The 14,173-nt window shown below is 64.3% G+C and carries 13 protein-coding genes; 8 read left to right on the plus strand and 5 right to left on the minus strand.

Annotation, left to right across the window (positions count from 1 at the left end):
- Window positions 1–334 precede the first annotated feature (334 nt).
- A complete protein-coding gene (locus ACSVHC_RS11195; protein WP_437771941.1) occupies window positions 335–1,105 on the plus strand; it encodes a DeoR/GlpR family DNA-binding transcription regulator in 771 nt (256 codons plus the stop codon).
- On the plus strand, window positions 1,102–2,295 hold the full coding sequence (locus tag ACSVHC_RS11200) for an MFS transporter (RefSeq protein WP_437771940.1): 1,194 nt from the start codon (window positions 1,102–1,104) through the stop codon (window positions 2,293–2,295). Before ACSVHC_RS11195 ends, ACSVHC_RS11200 begins: the two co-directional genes overlap by 4 nt.
- A gap of 76 nt (window positions 2,296–2,371) precedes the next feature.
- Here the strand turns inward: ACSVHC_RS11200 and ACSVHC_RS11205 are convergent, their stop codons facing one another.
- The 4 genes from ACSVHC_RS11205 to ACSVHC_RS11220 all read right to left on the minus strand — a co-directional run bounded on the left by ACSVHC_RS11205 (window position 2,372) and on the right by ACSVHC_RS11220 (window position 6,375).
- Window positions 2,372–2,785: a hypothetical protein gene (locus tag ACSVHC_RS11205; protein ID WP_437771939.1), complete on the minus strand. Its 414-nt coding sequence runs from the start codon at window positions 2,783–2,785 to the stop codon at window positions 2,372–2,374.
- Window positions 2,786–2,854: 69 nt separating this feature from the next.
- Window positions 2,855–4,102 carry an ABC transporter permease gene (locus tag ACSVHC_RS11210; RefSeq protein ID WP_437771938.1) on the minus strand — a complete coding sequence of 416 codons (1,248 nt, stop codon included), beginning with the start codon at window positions 4,100–4,102 and terminating at the stop codon, window positions 2,855–2,857.
- The gene (locus tag ACSVHC_RS11215) at window positions 4,099–4,827 is read right to left on the minus strand and encodes an ABC transporter ATP-binding protein (protein ID WP_437771937.1); all 729 of its coding nucleotides are present in this window, start codon (window positions 4,825–4,827) and stop codon (window positions 4,099–4,101) included. Before ACSVHC_RS11215 ends, ACSVHC_RS11210 begins: the two co-directional genes overlap by 4 nt.
- A gap of 6 nt (window positions 4,828–4,833) precedes the next feature.
- A complete protein-coding gene (locus ACSVHC_RS11220) occupies window positions 4,834–6,375 on the minus strand; it encodes an efflux RND transporter periplasmic adaptor subunit (protein ID WP_439180936.1) in 1,542 nt (513 codons plus the stop codon).
- 163 nt (window positions 6,376–6,538) lie between these two features.
- Here ACSVHC_RS11220 and ACSVHC_RS11225 point away from each other — a divergent pair, with 163 nt between their 5' ends.
- From ACSVHC_RS11225 to ACSVHC_RS11250, 6 genes are all read left to right on the plus strand, one after another.
- Window positions 6,539–8,035: a bifunctional phosphatase PAP2/diacylglycerol kinase family protein gene (locus tag ACSVHC_RS11225; protein WP_437771935.1), complete on the plus strand. Its 1,497-nt coding sequence runs from the start codon at window positions 6,539–6,541 to the stop codon at window positions 8,033–8,035.
- Between the two features lie 176 nt (window positions 8,036–8,211).
- Entirely contained in the window at window positions 8,212–9,210 is a 999-nt protein-coding gene (locus ACSVHC_RS11230; protein ID WP_437771934.1) for an ABC transporter ATP-binding protein, read from the plus strand.
- Entirely contained in the window at window positions 9,207–10,097 is an 891-nt protein-coding gene (locus ACSVHC_RS11235) for an ABC transporter permease (RefSeq protein ID WP_437771933.1), read from the plus strand. The genes ACSVHC_RS11230 and ACSVHC_RS11235 overlap by 4 nt, the downstream gene beginning before the upstream one ends.
- A gap of 64 nt (window positions 10,098–10,161) precedes the next feature.
- Complete coding sequence (locus ACSVHC_RS11240; protein ID WP_439180937.1) at window positions 10,162–11,448, plus strand: sensor histidine kinase; 1,287 nt, start codon at window positions 10,162–10,164, stop codon at window positions 11,446–11,448.
- A complete protein-coding gene (locus tag ACSVHC_RS11245; protein ID WP_437771931.1) occupies window positions 11,445–12,140 on the plus strand; it encodes a response regulator in 696 nt (231 codons plus the stop codon). The genes ACSVHC_RS11240 and ACSVHC_RS11245 overlap by 4 nt, the downstream gene beginning before the upstream one ends.
- 53 nt (window positions 12,141–12,193) lie before the next feature.
- A complete protein-coding gene (locus ACSVHC_RS11250) occupies window positions 12,194–13,495 on the plus strand; it encodes a M18 family aminopeptidase (protein WP_437771930.1) in 1,302 nt (433 codons plus the stop codon).
- 1 nt (window position 13,496) lies between these two features.
- Here the strand turns inward: ACSVHC_RS11250 and ACSVHC_RS11255 are convergent, their stop codons facing one another.
- Window positions 13,497–14,168 carry a DUF1345 domain-containing protein gene (locus ACSVHC_RS11255; protein WP_437771929.1) on the minus strand — a complete coding sequence of 224 codons (672 nt, stop codon included), beginning with the start codon at window positions 14,166–14,168 and terminating at the stop codon, window positions 13,497–13,499.
- Window positions 14,169–14,173: the final 5 nt, after the last annotated feature.

The following is a 14,173-nucleotide window of genomic DNA, read 5'->3' on the forward strand; positions in this document are numbered from 1 at the left end:
GAACGCACGACGCTGTCCCGCGTCTTGGAACCCTCGCTCACCTATGGCGCGTTTCTTCGGAACGCTCGCTCACCTATGGCGCGTTTCTTCTGAACCCTCGCTCACCTTTGACGGGTCGCCACGAGACGCTAGCTCTCCTCTAGTGAGCGAGCGTCGGCCGAAAGTGGCCCATAGGTGAGCGGGCGTCGGCTTGAAACGCCTCATAGGTGAGCGAGCGTTTGAGCCGTTCGGCACGCAGGGCGCCTTCCGCGCCCAGTTCCCGCGCCTTCCGCGCCCACGCGGACATATGATCACCAGTTATGATTAGATGATCATTTCCGGATAACATATGAGCATGAGGACTGCTGACCGCCACCGGCTCATTGGCGAGCTGCTGCGCAAACGCGAAGAGATCACCGTTGACGAACTCGTTGCCGAATGCGGAGCATCGGGGGCCACTATTCGTCGCGACCTGGAAATCCTCGCTTCCCACGGTGTCCTCCGCCGGGTGCATGGGGGCGCCCGCAGCCTAGTGGACCGCGGCGACAACCCCGGCTATGGGCAGCGCGAACTGGAGGACCAGGATGCCAAGGAGAGAATCGCCGTCGCCGTCGAACGGTTGCTCCGCGACCGCGATCACGTGTGGCTGGACAGCGGTTCCACGGCAACGGAGATCGCGCGCCGGCTCGCGCCGCGGGAATTGACCATTATGCCGATGTCCCTTCGCGCGGTGGAATTCCTGGCGACGGACCTTCCCTCTGGGCGGCGTCCGGGTCTCCTATTGCCCGGTGGCAGCCTGGTTCCCGGCGAGCAGTCATTCCGGGGACCGATGGCAGAGGCCAACATCCGCTCCTTGCGCTTTGACGCCGCCGTCGTCACGCCGTGCGCCATCAACCTCAAAGACGGCCTGCTGGCGCACGATCTCGAGGACGCCGCGATCAAGCGGGCAGGCCTGGAATCGGCGGGGCGGGTGATCGTGGCCTGCACAGGAAGTAAATGGAATGCACAGGCCGTGGCCTTGGTCGCAGCCATGGACGCGGTAGACGTCATTGTGACGGACCGGAAGCCAAGCACTGAAGAACGCACCCTACTTGAAAATCTCTCCGTGGAAGTTGTGATCGTATGACCACCAGCACCCGAACCGCTCCGAACGTCAAAGCCGCGGCAATTGCCACTTTCCTGGTCTTCGGCATGAACGGGCTGGTTTTTGCCAGCTGGGCGGCACGCATACCCGCCGTCACCCAGACGCTGCACCTGACATCCGGACAGATGGGCACCCTCCTGTTGTGCACCGCCGTCGGGTCCCTTGTGGCGCTCCCCTCCGCGGGATGGGTTGTGGGCAGGATCGGTACGGCCGGTACCGTCCGCGCCGCGGGGCTCCTTGCCGCCTCCGCCGGAGCGGCGATCGCCTTCTCCTTGATGGCCGGATCCGTGGCCGCCACCGCGCTGGCGCTCTTTTTCTTCGGTGTGGGGGTCGGTCTGTGGGATGTGTCGCAGAATATCGAAGGGGCCGACGTCGAACACCGCCTCGGGCGTACCATCATGCCGAAGTTCCACGCCGCTTTCAGCGGGGGCGCCTTTGTGGGTGCGCTGATTGGTGCGTGGCTTTCCGAGATCGGCGTCGGACTTCCGGAGCACCTGCTGGTCATCGCCGCCGTCGTGGTTCTTCTCACCTTGACGGCGCCGCGTTACTTCATGCCCCACGAAACCACGGGAACGACGCCCGACGACGGCGCGCCCGCCGTGAAGGGTCCGTCGGCGTGGCGCGACGCCCGCACCTTGTTGATCGGCGTCGTGGTCCTGGGAGCGACCCTCACGGAAGGCGCCGGAAACGACTGGATCGCCAAGGCCTCGGTGGATGGCCTGAATACTTCCGAATCAACGGGCGCTCTTTTGTTTGCGCTCTTCGTGGCCGCGATGACCCTGATGCGTTTCCTTGGCGGCCGCGCGATCGACAGGTTCGGACGTGTAGCCGTGTTGCGGGTCAGCATGGCCGCCGCGGCAGTGGGCCTGGCTCTCTTCGTCTTCGCGGGCAACCTCATCCTTGCCGGGGTGGGTGCGGCCCTTTGGGGTATCGGCGCGGCCTTGGCCTTCCCGATGGGCATGTCCGCTGCTGCCGACGATCCGAAACACGCAGCCGCACGCGTCTCGGTGGTTTCGACAATCGGTTATGTGGCGTTTCTGGCCGGCCCGCCGCTTCTGGGATACCTGGGTGACCACACCGGCATCCACATGGCTCTCCTTGCCATCGGCGTGCCGATCCTGATCGCACTATGGCTGGCCGGCGCCGCGAAGCCCCTGGTTAAAAGCAACTAGCTCGCAGTTGTTGTCGTTTTGAAGGCCCAGAACGACAACAACTGCGAGTTAGTTGGGTGGTTACAACGAGGGGTGGTTACGGTGCTGAGGTGGCGGGAGCCGAAGGAACTGCGCTCGGCGATGCCCCGTTGGTCGGTGCGCCGCTTTGCCGGTTCCGGCCTTGGCCGCCCTGGCCGTTGAAGTTCTGGAACTGGCCGCGGCCGGGACGGGCCTGGCCGGCATCCATGAGCTTGGTGACACCGACGCCTCCGAAGAAGCCGACTGCAACCAGCAGCACCGCAAGGAGGATCTGCGTCAGGCGACCCATCTTGAAGCGCTTCTTGGGCACGAACGGCTCCGTCGCTTGGGGTTGGCCCCAACCCTGTCCGGTAGGTTCCTGGCCGGTGGCTTGCAGGACGGCGGTCGGCTGTCCGGCGTGGGGCTGTTGGGTGTAGGGCTGCTGGGGCTCCGGCTGGTTCGTGGGGCCGGGCTCCGGTGCTGAATAGGACATTTGTGGATCTCCTGTTGGCTGTTTCTTTTTGAGTTGCTGGGGAGTTGCTGGAGCTGGAACTGTGGGCGGTTATTCGTACCGCAGGGCGTCGATCGGCCGCAGTTTCGCTGCCTTGTTGGCCGGGTAGATTCCGAAAATCAGGCCGATCGCCGCGGATACCAGGAACGACAGCCACACCGTCCACCACTGGACTTCGGGTTGAGTTCCCAGCAGGGGGAAGGCGCTCCCGATGTAGCCCGCGGCGATTCCGAGGACCCCGCCGATCAGCGAAATGATGAGCGATTCGATGAGGAACTGGCTCACGATGCTGCCCCGCGAGGCTCCGATCGCCTTGCGGATGCCGATTTCGCGGGTACGTTCGGTGACCGTGACGAGCATGATGTTCATGACGCCGATTCCTCCCACCAGGAGCGAAATGCCGGCCACAGCGCCCAAAAGGATGGTCAGCGTGGCCGTGGTGGTGGTAGCCGTCGTGAGGATCTGCGCCTGGTTCCGCACTTGATAGTCGCGGTTGGCGGAGGTGACGTTGTGCCGGGCATCGAGGATCATCTGGACCTCGTTCTGGGCCTGGTTCATCACGTCCGCCGACTTCGCCTGGACCGTGATGGAGGCGAGGGACGGCGAGTATCCGGTGAACTTGTCCTGGGCCGCACTGTAGGGGATCACCACAATGTCGTCTGGATCGTTGAGCCCCGAGGACCCTTTTTGGGCCAGCACGCCGGAGACCACGAAGTTCTGGCCGTTGAGGGCGATCGTCTGCCCCACGGCCGAGGTCACCGAGCTGCCCACCAGGTCCTGCGCCACGGTATTGCCGATCACGGCCACTGCGGTGCCGCTGCTTGCGTCACCGTCGCTGAAGTAGGACCCCGCCGCGAGGGTGTCGTTCGAAATGGAAAAGTACGACGGCGTGGTCCCCACGAACGTTGCGATCGCGTGGGTTGCGTCCTGGTAAGTACCCGTGACGTTCTGTGCCGTGACCACCGGAGCCGTTGCGGCGACGTCGGGGGCCATGACGGGATCCGTCAGCGCGGCCATGTCCTGCAGCGTGAGGTTGGTGCCACGGGACCGCGGACCGGTGACGGCTTGCCCGCCGCCCGCGGCGCGGCCGCCCGCCGTCGTCTGGCGGCTCACAGTGAGCACGTTGGTTCCCAGCTTGCCGATCTGGGCCTTGATGGCGTTGGAGGTTCCGGCGCCCACGGCCAGCAGGATGATGACGGATGCGATGCCGATCAGGATGCCCAGGGTGGTGAGGATGGAGCGCATCTTGTTGGCCATCACCCCGGTCAGGGCGAAGCGGACTGATTCGGCGATCATCATGCCGGCACCGCCGTCGCTACAGGGTGCGCATTAACTGCACGGACCCGGTGGTCCTCAATGATGTGCCCGTCCTGGAAGCGTACGACGCGGTTGGCCCGCGCCGCGACGTCGGCTTCGTGGGTGATCATCACGATGGTCCGGCCATTGGCGTGCAAGGACTCGAAGAGATCCAGGATCTCGTGCGAGGACTTGGTGTCCAAGGCTCCCGTCGGCTCGTCGGCCAGCAGCAGCACCGGGTTGGTCACGAGCGCCCGGGCGATGGCAACACGCTGTTGCTGTCCGCCGGAGAGCTGCGAAGGCTTGTGGTCGGCCCGCTCCGCCAAACCCACCGAACCGAGCACTTCCACGGCCCGCTCGCGCCGTTCCTTGCGGTGCACTTTTGCGTACGCGAGGGGCATGGACACGTTGTCCACTGCACGCGTGCGCGGAATCAGGTTGAAGTTCTGGAAGACGAAGCCGATTTTCCGGTTGCGGATCTGGGCGAGCTGGAATTCGTCCAGGGTCCCGGTATCGATGCCGTCCAGGTGATAAGTCCCCTGGGTGGCGCCGTCGAGGCAGCCGATGATGTTCATCATCGTGGACTTTCCCGAGCCCGAGGCGCCGATGATGGCCACGAAGTCGCCCCGGTCAATGGAGATGCTGACGGAATCGAGTGCCCGTACTTCGGCCTCCCCTTTGCCATAGATCTTGCTCACGGAGTCCAGTTGGATGACGGCGTCGTTCACGGCTGCTTACCCGCCATTTCCGCGGGTGCCACCGGTGCCGCCCGTAACTCCGGCGCCGCCTGTACCACCGAACCCTCCCGTTCCGCCAAGTCCGCCCGTCCCGGTCCGTCCGGTAGTGCCGGTGGTGTCCAGGGTGGAGGAGATGGCCGGGAGTTCAATCTGATCGCCCGCACTGAGTCCCGTGAGCACCTGGGTGCGCCCGTTGTCAGTGATCCCGGTGGTGATGGTCACCGCCGTCGTGGTCCCGTTCTTCATGACGTTGACGGTCTGCCGTGTTCCCGTGGTGGTGATGGCCAGCGAAGGCACCGTCAAAGCGTTCTTGGCGGTAGCCGTGGTCACGGAGATGTTTGCGCTCTGGCCGAGCCGGAGGGCGGCCGGGGGGTTCTTGATGGAGATCGTCACGGGGTAGCTGACCACGTTGTTCGTGGTTGTGGCGTTCTGGGCGATCGCGGTTATGGTCCCGGTGACGGGTGGCGCGGAGGGGTCGGTCTTGAGCGCCGGGAAAGTGAAGGTGGCTGAGTCGCCGGTCTTCATGGCGGCAATGTCCGATTCGGCGAAGTTGGCGATGACCTGCAGGTGCGCGGTGTCGCTGATGGTGATCAGTCCGGAAGACGATGTGCTCGCGGAGCTTGCGGAAGTGCCAGCGGAACCGGAAGCTCCGGAGGAGCCGGAACCGGACGACCCGGAAGAGGATGAGCCGGAGCTGCTGCCGGCATTGCCTCCGACGACGGCGTTCACAGCGGTGACCGTTCCTGAAACCGGGGCCGCGAGTGAGCAGGACGCCAGGTTCTTGGTTGCGGTGTCGACGGCAATCTGGGCCGACGTCGTATTGGATGTGGCGCCGCCACCGCTTTGGGCGGAATTGAGGGCCGTCGCAGCCGAGGCAATCTGCTCTTTGTCCTTGAGGGCCGAGCTGGCTTGCTGGTTGACGGCTTGGGTCAGTGCCTGGTTGTCCTTCGCCAGCTGGGCCTGTGCCGTATTGAGCGCGTTCTGGGCCGGCTGGCTGCTGGGCTGGGCGCTGGCAGCGGTCTGAGCCGCAGCGACAGTCGCATTGTCATTGTTCACGGCTGTCTGCGCGGCGGCGACGGCACTGGCCTGCTGGCTCGCGTCCAGGTTGGCCGTTTGTTGGGCGTTGGCCAGGCTCTGATTCGCCGAAGCTACCTGGTTGCTTGCCGAGGCCTGCTGTTGGTTTGCCTGCGCGGCGGCGGAATCCAGTTGGGCCTGGGCGACGGCCAGGGCATTCTGGGCGTTCGTCGGATCAATGGTCACCAGCACCTGCCCGGCCGTGACTTGCTGACCGGTCACAGCGGAAACAGTGGCGATGGGCCCGGTGCAGTTCTGCGCGTTGATGACCGTGGTGCTTGCGGGCGAGACGTTTCCGCTCGCCGTAGAGACGGCGGCGAGGTCCGCTGCGCTGACCGCGACGGTGCGGGCGGTGGTGTCGGCGGCGGTTTGCGGCACGCCGTTCAGCACGAAGAAGGCGCCGGCGGCAATGCCGATAACGGCCACCCCGATGCCGCTGTTGATGAGTTGAGGCTTTGAGAGCATGCCCGAAGACTATGATCGCTCTCTTGGAGAAGACCGAGTGCTACCTGATGGTTTACCCTATGTGACGCCCTGCGGGGCGTGCCGTTTCCCTCGAGTTTGTTTGTGGGGGAAGAACGACCCCCACTATCCCACTTCTTTAACAGTCCGCCGATAGTCTGGTGGAATGCGAAGCATGCTGCGATGGGGATCAGGGCGGATAGCGCGACTCGATCGGGCGGCGGTCCGAGCAGTCTCGCGGTGGCCGGAGGGCTCGCATGACGCCGTTCTGAAAAACCTTTCGGAGGCCGCAACAAAGGGCAAGCTATGGTTTGCCGTAGCTGGAGTTTGCGCGGGATTTCCCGGTAAACCCCGCAACGCGGCGATCCACGGACTCCTGGCCCTTGGCGTTGCGTCGGCCGTCACCAATCTGGGTTTCAAGACGCTGCTTCCGCGGGCGCGGCCGTTGCCCGAACTCCTTCCGGCTTTTCGCTTTGTCAACCCGCAGCCCACCAGTTCCTCGATGCCTTCGGGCCATTCGGCGTCTGCCGTTGCATTCACTCTTGGCGTCGCGCTGGTATATCCCCGTCTTGGTGGAGCTCTTGCTCCTGTTGCGGCAGGTGTGGCGTATTCCCGGGTTCATACAGGCGCCCACTGGCCCTCCGACGTCGTGCTCGGCTCGGCGATAGGGGCCGGAGCGGCACTCCTGACCCGAAAGTGGTGGCCGGCCAGACCTCCCGTTCCGGATACAGACCGTTCACCGGCCGATGCCCCCGCAGTCGGCGACGGCGAGGGGCTAAGCATTGCGGTCAACGCCCTCGGCGGTTCCTACTCGCCGGACACCGAGACGCAGCTTCGAGAAATATTCCCCAAGTCGCATATAAGTCTGATTTCCGATGGTGATGACGTGGTTGAAGAAATCCGGGCCGCAGCAGGGCGCCCCGGGACGAAGGCCTTGGGCGTGTGGGGCGGCGACGGAACGGTCGGCACTGCCGCGGCGGCCGCCGTCGAGCACTCACTGCCCTTGCTGGTGCTGCCCGGCGGAACGCTGAACCATTTCGCACGTGACGTAGACGCCCGATCGCTGGAAGGGGCCCTACAGGCCGCCAAAACGGGAGCAGCAGCATGGACAGACCTGGGCCATGTGAGCGCGGGCCGCGGCGTCGATGGCAAGGACGAGACCACCGAGCTCATCATGCTCAATACGGCAAGCATCGGTGTCTATCCCAACCTGGTGCGGCGACGCGAACGGCTGCAGCCCGCCCTGGGGAAGCCCCTCGCGGGACTCGTCGCAGGCCTGCGCACCTTCGGCGCGGCGACGCCGACCACCCTCCGGATCAACGGCGTCCCTCACACGTTGTGGATCCTCTACCTGGGCCGTGGCCGCTACTACCCGCGGGACCTGGCGCCGCTGACGCGTCCTGTGCTTGACGACGGCGTGTTGGACATCCGTATGGTCACGGCCGATGAGCCTTTCGCGCGGCTGCGTCTGCTGTGGGCGGTCCTCACCGGAACCGTGGGTACCTCCAAGGTGACCCACCTTAGCGAGGCTGCGGAGCTCAGCATCGAAGCGATCGGAGAACCGCTGGTGATTGCGGTCGACGGCGAGCCGTTGGCTGGTGTGCGGACCGCGGAGTTCACTGTCAAGCGCCGGGCGCTGCGGGTGTATTCGCCGCTTTACTAGAGTTTGCTAGCGCTTTCCCGGTGCCCGGGAAGACCTGACCGCGACCGGAATCATCCATAGGGACTACCCTGAGCGGCCCCTGAATCATCCCTGAGACCGGCGAATTCCGTCGCACCGGTGGTTAGCGTTGTACTTACAGTCACCACATAGCTGCAGCAAGCGGAGGGAACGCTTCCATGATTGAAGCAACAGGCTTGAGGAAGGTCTACGGCGCAAAGACAGCCGTGGACGGAATCAGCTTCACCGTACAGCCCGGGAAAGTCACGGGCTTCCTTGGCCCGAACGGCGCCGGCAAGTCCACCACCATGCGCATGATCATGGGTCTCGACCGTCCGACGTCGGGCGACGTCATCGTCAACGGCCGGCACTACTCCCAGCACAAAGCCCCGCTCCACCAAGTCGGAGCGCTGCTCGATGCCAAGGCGGTGCACACCAGCCGCAGCGCGTACAACCACCTGCGCGCCATGGCCGCAACCCACGGGATTCCGAACTCGCGCGTCGAGGAAGTCATCGAGATGACAGGCCTCACCGCAGTTGCCAAGAAGAAGGCCGGAGGGTTCTCCCTCGGCATGGGCCAGCGGCTTGGCATCGCCAACGCACTGCTGGGTGATCCCCAGACGCTCATCCTCGACGAACCGGTCAACGGACTGGACCCCGAGGGCGTCCAGTGGGTCAGGAACCTTGCACGCTACCTGGCAAGCCAGGGCAAGACCATCTTCATTTCCAGCCACCTCATGTCCGAGATGGCCCAGACCGCGGACCACCTCATTGTGATCGGTCGCGGCAGGATCATTGCCGACACTACGGTGGATGCGCTGATCGAGAGCCAGAGCCGCAAGCGCACTTTGGTCCGAACCTCCGAGACCACTCGCTTGTCCGAGTTGCTGGCCCGCGACGGTGTCCGCGTGGAGCAGAACGAACGTGAAACCTTGGAAGTGTACGGAGTGGAGCCGGTCCGCATTGCCGAGCTCGCCCTCGACAACCGGGTACTGGTCTACGAGCTCACTCCGCTCACGTCGTCGCTGGAAGAGGCCTACTTCCAGCTGACCAAGGACGAAGTGGAATACCACTCGCACATCACCGGCGGACCGGCAGCACCAGGCGGGCCTCTGGACGGAAGCCCTGCCGGCGTCGGCGCCACCTCCGCTGCCAATTTGGAAGGGATCCAGTCATGAGCACCACCACCATCAGCAAGAAACATGCGGTCCCGTCAGCCGGGACCGGTGGCGTCACTTTCCTCCGGGTATTGAACTCCGAATCCATCAAGTTCCGCACCCTCATGAGCACCAAGCTTCTGTTGGTCCTGACCTTCGTGGCAATTGTCGGCATCGGCCTCCTGTCCGCCCTGGTCCGCTGGAACTTCATCAACCAGATGGTCGAAGTCGGCCGGCAGGGTCACAAGGAAACGGTGCAGCAAGCCGTTGACTCCTTCCCGCCAGGTTCGGGATTCAACCTTTACAACCTGCCGAACGCCGGACTCAATATCGGCATCCTCGTCATGGGTTCCCTGGCCGTACTCTTCATTGCTTCCGAGTACGCCACCGGCATGATCCGGTCAACCATGAACGCGGCACCGGGCCGGCTCTCCACTTTCGGTGCCAAAGCCGTGGTCCTGGTTGTGGTGTCCTACGTGCTTTCGCTAGTGGCCGGCGTCGTGACCTTCCTGTTGGCGTCACCCATGTTCGCCAACTTCGGCCTTGACCTTGGCTGGAACACAGACGGCGTCCTCTACAGCGTTTTCACCGGTGGCCTTTACGTCTCCGGGGTAGCGCTGATCGGCCTCTCGCTCGGAACACTGCTGAAGAACCCGGCCGGCGGCATCACTGTCCTGGTGGGCATCATGTTCGTCCTCCCGTTCGCTGGCCAGTTCCTCGGCCTCGCACCTGGAGACTTCTGGAAGTACGTCCCGCAGTACCTGCCCAGTGAGGCCGGTGGTCGCTTCTTGTCGATCGGCCACGTAGACGGCACCCTGGATCCGTGGGCGGGCGGCCTCGTGTTCCTTGGCTACGTGATCTTGTTCATGATTCCTGCCCTCATTGTGCTCAAGAAGCGCGACGTCTGATTCGCGATCACCTGATTCGCAATCCAGGGACACCCGCTCCGGCCAAGGCCACTAGGCTCGAGCCATGAGTGAAGAGTTGCCAGCACAGGACGCGTCGGCCCACGTGGCCGATGCGTCCTTTGCTGAAATCACGCTGCGCCGCCGCGGCAGGATCCGCCGCTATCTCTTTGAGCACCCGCGGGTCATGGACGCAGTGGTGGTGCTTTGCTATTCGCTCCTGGCACTGCCTACCTTCATCAGCTCCATGGTGGAAGGCAAATGGTTCGCCGCCCTGCTGCTCCTTGCCATTGCCGCCATCCTGTTCCTTCGACGCCGCAACCCGCTTAGTGTCACTGCGGCCGTTGCGGTCCTCGAAGTGGCCGTGACGCTGCTGAATCCCTGGGGGTCGAACGTCTCGGCAGGACTGTGGTTTGCGCTGTACGCGGTGGCCGTGGCGAGGGCCCGGACCTTCGCATTGACGGTGTTTGGCGCCGCGAGCCTGCCGCTGACCCTCGTGTATCTGTTCATGTGGACCAGCCCGGCGGCCCCAGCCAACGGAGAGGCGATTCCGGAGAATTTCCACCTCATCAGCAACATCGCCGCCGCGGTCAGCATTTTGCTGTCCAACCTGATCGCCACCGGCATCGGCATTTCGGTGCGGCAGCGGCGTGAGCACGAGAGCGAAATCAGGGCCTGGGCAGCCCGCACGGCCCGCTTGGGTTCCGTGACCGAACGCAACCGGATCGCCCGGGAGATGCACAACGTCGTGGCCCACTCCCTCACCGTCATGATCAGCCTCTCGGACGGCGCCGCCGTCGTGGTCAAGAAGGATCCCGAGCGCGCGGGTGAGGTGCTCGGTGAGTTGTCCCGCACTGGCAGGACTGCGCTGGCGGACATGCGCCGCGTCCTCGGCGTGCTGCGGGAAGACTCCGCGCGTCCGGCGCCTTTGGAGCCTTTGGTTTCCGGGCACGACTTGAGCAAACTGCTGGATGGATTCCGGACGGCGGGGCTGCCGTTGCACTATTCGCACACGGGACCTGCCCTTCCTGAGGACCCGGCGTTCCAGCTCACCGTCTACCGGATCGTGCAAGAATCCCTGACAAACGTGCTCAGGTACGGCCGTTCCTTGAGCCAAGTGGATGTGAGGATCGTGCGGGAGGGCGACTCGGTCACCATTGAAGTGCTCGACGACGGCCGGGGCTCCCGGGATCCGGGCACCGAAGAGGCGGTCCTGGGAACGGGCCAAGGCATCGCGGGGATGCGTGAACGTGCAGGAATCTATGCTGGAACGGTGGATGCCGGTCCTGGAATACACGGCGGGTGGCGCGTTCATGCGGAGCTGAACTGGAATGGGGACAAGGGGAAATCATGACTGACAATGCTCCCATCAGGGTTCTGCTGGTGGACGACCAGCCCTTGCTGCGCATGGGATTTCGGCTGATCCTGGAAGGCGAAGACGATCTCGAGGTGGTGGGCGAAGCCTCCGACGGCGCCGAAGCAGTCCGGAAGGTCGAGGAACTGGAACCGGACGTGGTGCTCATGGACGTCCGGATGCCTGCCGTGGATGGAATTGAAGCCACACGGCGGATCACGGCCTCGGCATCCAACGCCAGGATCATCATCCTGACTACTTTCGACCTCGATGAATATGCCTTCTCAGGCCTTCAGGCAGGGGCCTCCGCGTTCCTGCTGAAGGATGTTGCGCCTGCGGAGTTGGTCCAGGGCGTCCGGCTTGTGGCCAGCGGCGACGCCGTGGTGGCTCCGAGGGTCACCCAGAGGCTCCTGGAGACCTACGTCCGCGGAGGCCGCGTACCCGGCCAGGCTACGGCCCAACCCCGCGATCCGCTGCTCGAAGGATTGACGCCTCGCGAAACCGAGATGCTGGAGGCTATAGCCGGAGGGCTGTCCAACGCGGAAATCGCGCACAAGTTCTTCCTGTCCGAAGCGACAGTCAAGACCCACGTCCGGCGGATCCTCACCAAGCTGCACTTGCGCGACCGGGTCCAAGTGGTGGTCTACGCCTACGAAACAGGACTCGTGATCCCGAGCAACCCGGATTACTAACGACGCGGCTTACTGGTGACGCGCAAGAGGACCAGCGAACTAGACTCGGAGCCATGCCTTCGAACTCCGCTGCAGAACACATCCAGGACCTTGGCGCGTATGTGAGCGCATCGCCGTCGAGCTTTCACGCCGTCCACGAGGCCGCGCGCCGCCTCGATGCGGCAGGTTTCACGGCTCTTGATGAACTTCAGCCATGGGAGGGCGGGGCTGGCAGCTTCTACGTGATCCGGGATGGCGCCCTCATTGCCTGGGTGATTCCGGAAGGCGCGACTCCGACCACGGCGTTCAATATCCTCGGCGCCCACACGGATTCTCCGTCGTTCAAGCTCAAGCCCAAGCCGACGACAGGAAAGTTCGGCTGGCTCCAGGCCGGCGTGGAGGTCTACGGAGGCCCCTTGTTGAACTCCTGGCTGGACCGTGAGCTTCGGCTCGCGGGCCGGCTCGTGATGCTGGACGGCACCCAGCACCTCACAGCTACCGGACCGCTCCTGCGCTTCCCGCAGTTGGCCATCCACCTGGACCGGGCTGTCAATGACGGCCTCACGCTCGACAAGCAACAGCACATGAACCCGGTTTTCGGGCTCGGCGATCCCGGTTCCGCGGACGTCCTCGCAATCCTGGCGGACTACGTGGCCGGGGCTTCCGTGGATCCCGCGCAGATCGGCGGCTACGACATCGTCGTCGCGGACACCCAGGCGCCTGAGCAGTTCGGTGCCAAGGGCGAGTTCTTCGCTTCAGGGCGGCTCGACAACCTCTCTTCGACCCACGCCGGGCTTGCCGCACTCATTGCGCACGCAGCTGCTGGTGCGCCGGCCGGGGGACCCATCGCCGTGCTGGCCGCCTTCGACCACGAAGAAATCGGCTCGGCCTCGCGCTCCGGCGCCTGCGGACCCATTCTCGAAGACATCCTCACCCGGATCTCCGACGGATTGGGCGCCACAGTGAGTGAACGGCGGCAGGCGTTGTCGGCGTCGTTCTGTGTTTCCGCGGATGCCGGCCATGCCGTCCATCCCAACTACCCTGAGCGGCACGATCCGGCCAACCGGCCGATCCTCAATGGCGGACCGCTTCTCAAGATCAACGCCAACCAGCGTTACGCGACGGACGCCACCGGCGCGGCCTTCTGGGCCCGGCTCTGCGGCGAGGCGGGCATCCCTTACCAGGAGTTCGTCTCCAACAATGATGTCCCGTGCGGCTCGACCATCGGTCCGCTGACGGCTACCCGCCTGGGGATCCGCACGGTCGACGTCGGCGTGCCGCTATTGTCGATGCACTCGGCACGCGAGCTATGCGGCGTTGACGACCCGCGCCATTTGGCCACGGTGGCGGAGTTGTTCTTCCGGACGGCGATCTAGCTCAGGACGCGAGGCTCACCACGAGGTTGATGGTCGTAGCCAGGATCCCGACGCCGAAAACGTAGGCGAGCAGGCTGTGCCGCAATGCGGCGGAGCGCATTGCCCTGGTGGTGATCGACGTGTCCGAGACCTGGTAGGTCATCCCGAGGCTGAACGCCATGTAGGCGAAATCCGTGTACTGTGGCGGTTCTTTTTGGTTGAACTCGATGCCTTGGGGTGGATCGGACGTGTAGTACACCTCGGCGTAGCGCAGGGTGAAGAGGGTGTGGACCAGGAGCCACGAGGCCGCCGCACCAACGAGGGCCAGCAGGGCGAGCATGAATTTATCGAATCCGTGCGCGTCCTTGGCGCCGATCATCACCAGCACGACGGCAGCGAGCGAACCGACGGCAGCACACAGGATGAGGAGGTCGGCGGTGGAGCGCCGCGGATCCTCTTCCGTAGCATGGCTTCTCGTCTGATCGGCCTTCATCGGGGTGATGACTGTCCACACGAAAATGTTGTAGACCACCGCTGCAACCGCCCAGCCCGCGGCGGGTGCGTAAATCCACTGACCCCAGATCCCGGTCGCCACCGCGGCAGCGATGCCGGTGACGATCATCAGCCCGAATCGCAATCGGGAACGTTTGGCACGGGCAGACTTCGGACGTTGGTTCTTTGCTGCGGCGTTCATAGTCA

It is taken from the genome of Arthrobacter sp. KNU-44 (assembly GCF_051843155.1).
In the GTDB taxonomy this organism is placed as follows: Bacteria; Actinomycetota; Actinomycetes; order Actinomycetales; family Micrococcaceae; genus Arthrobacter.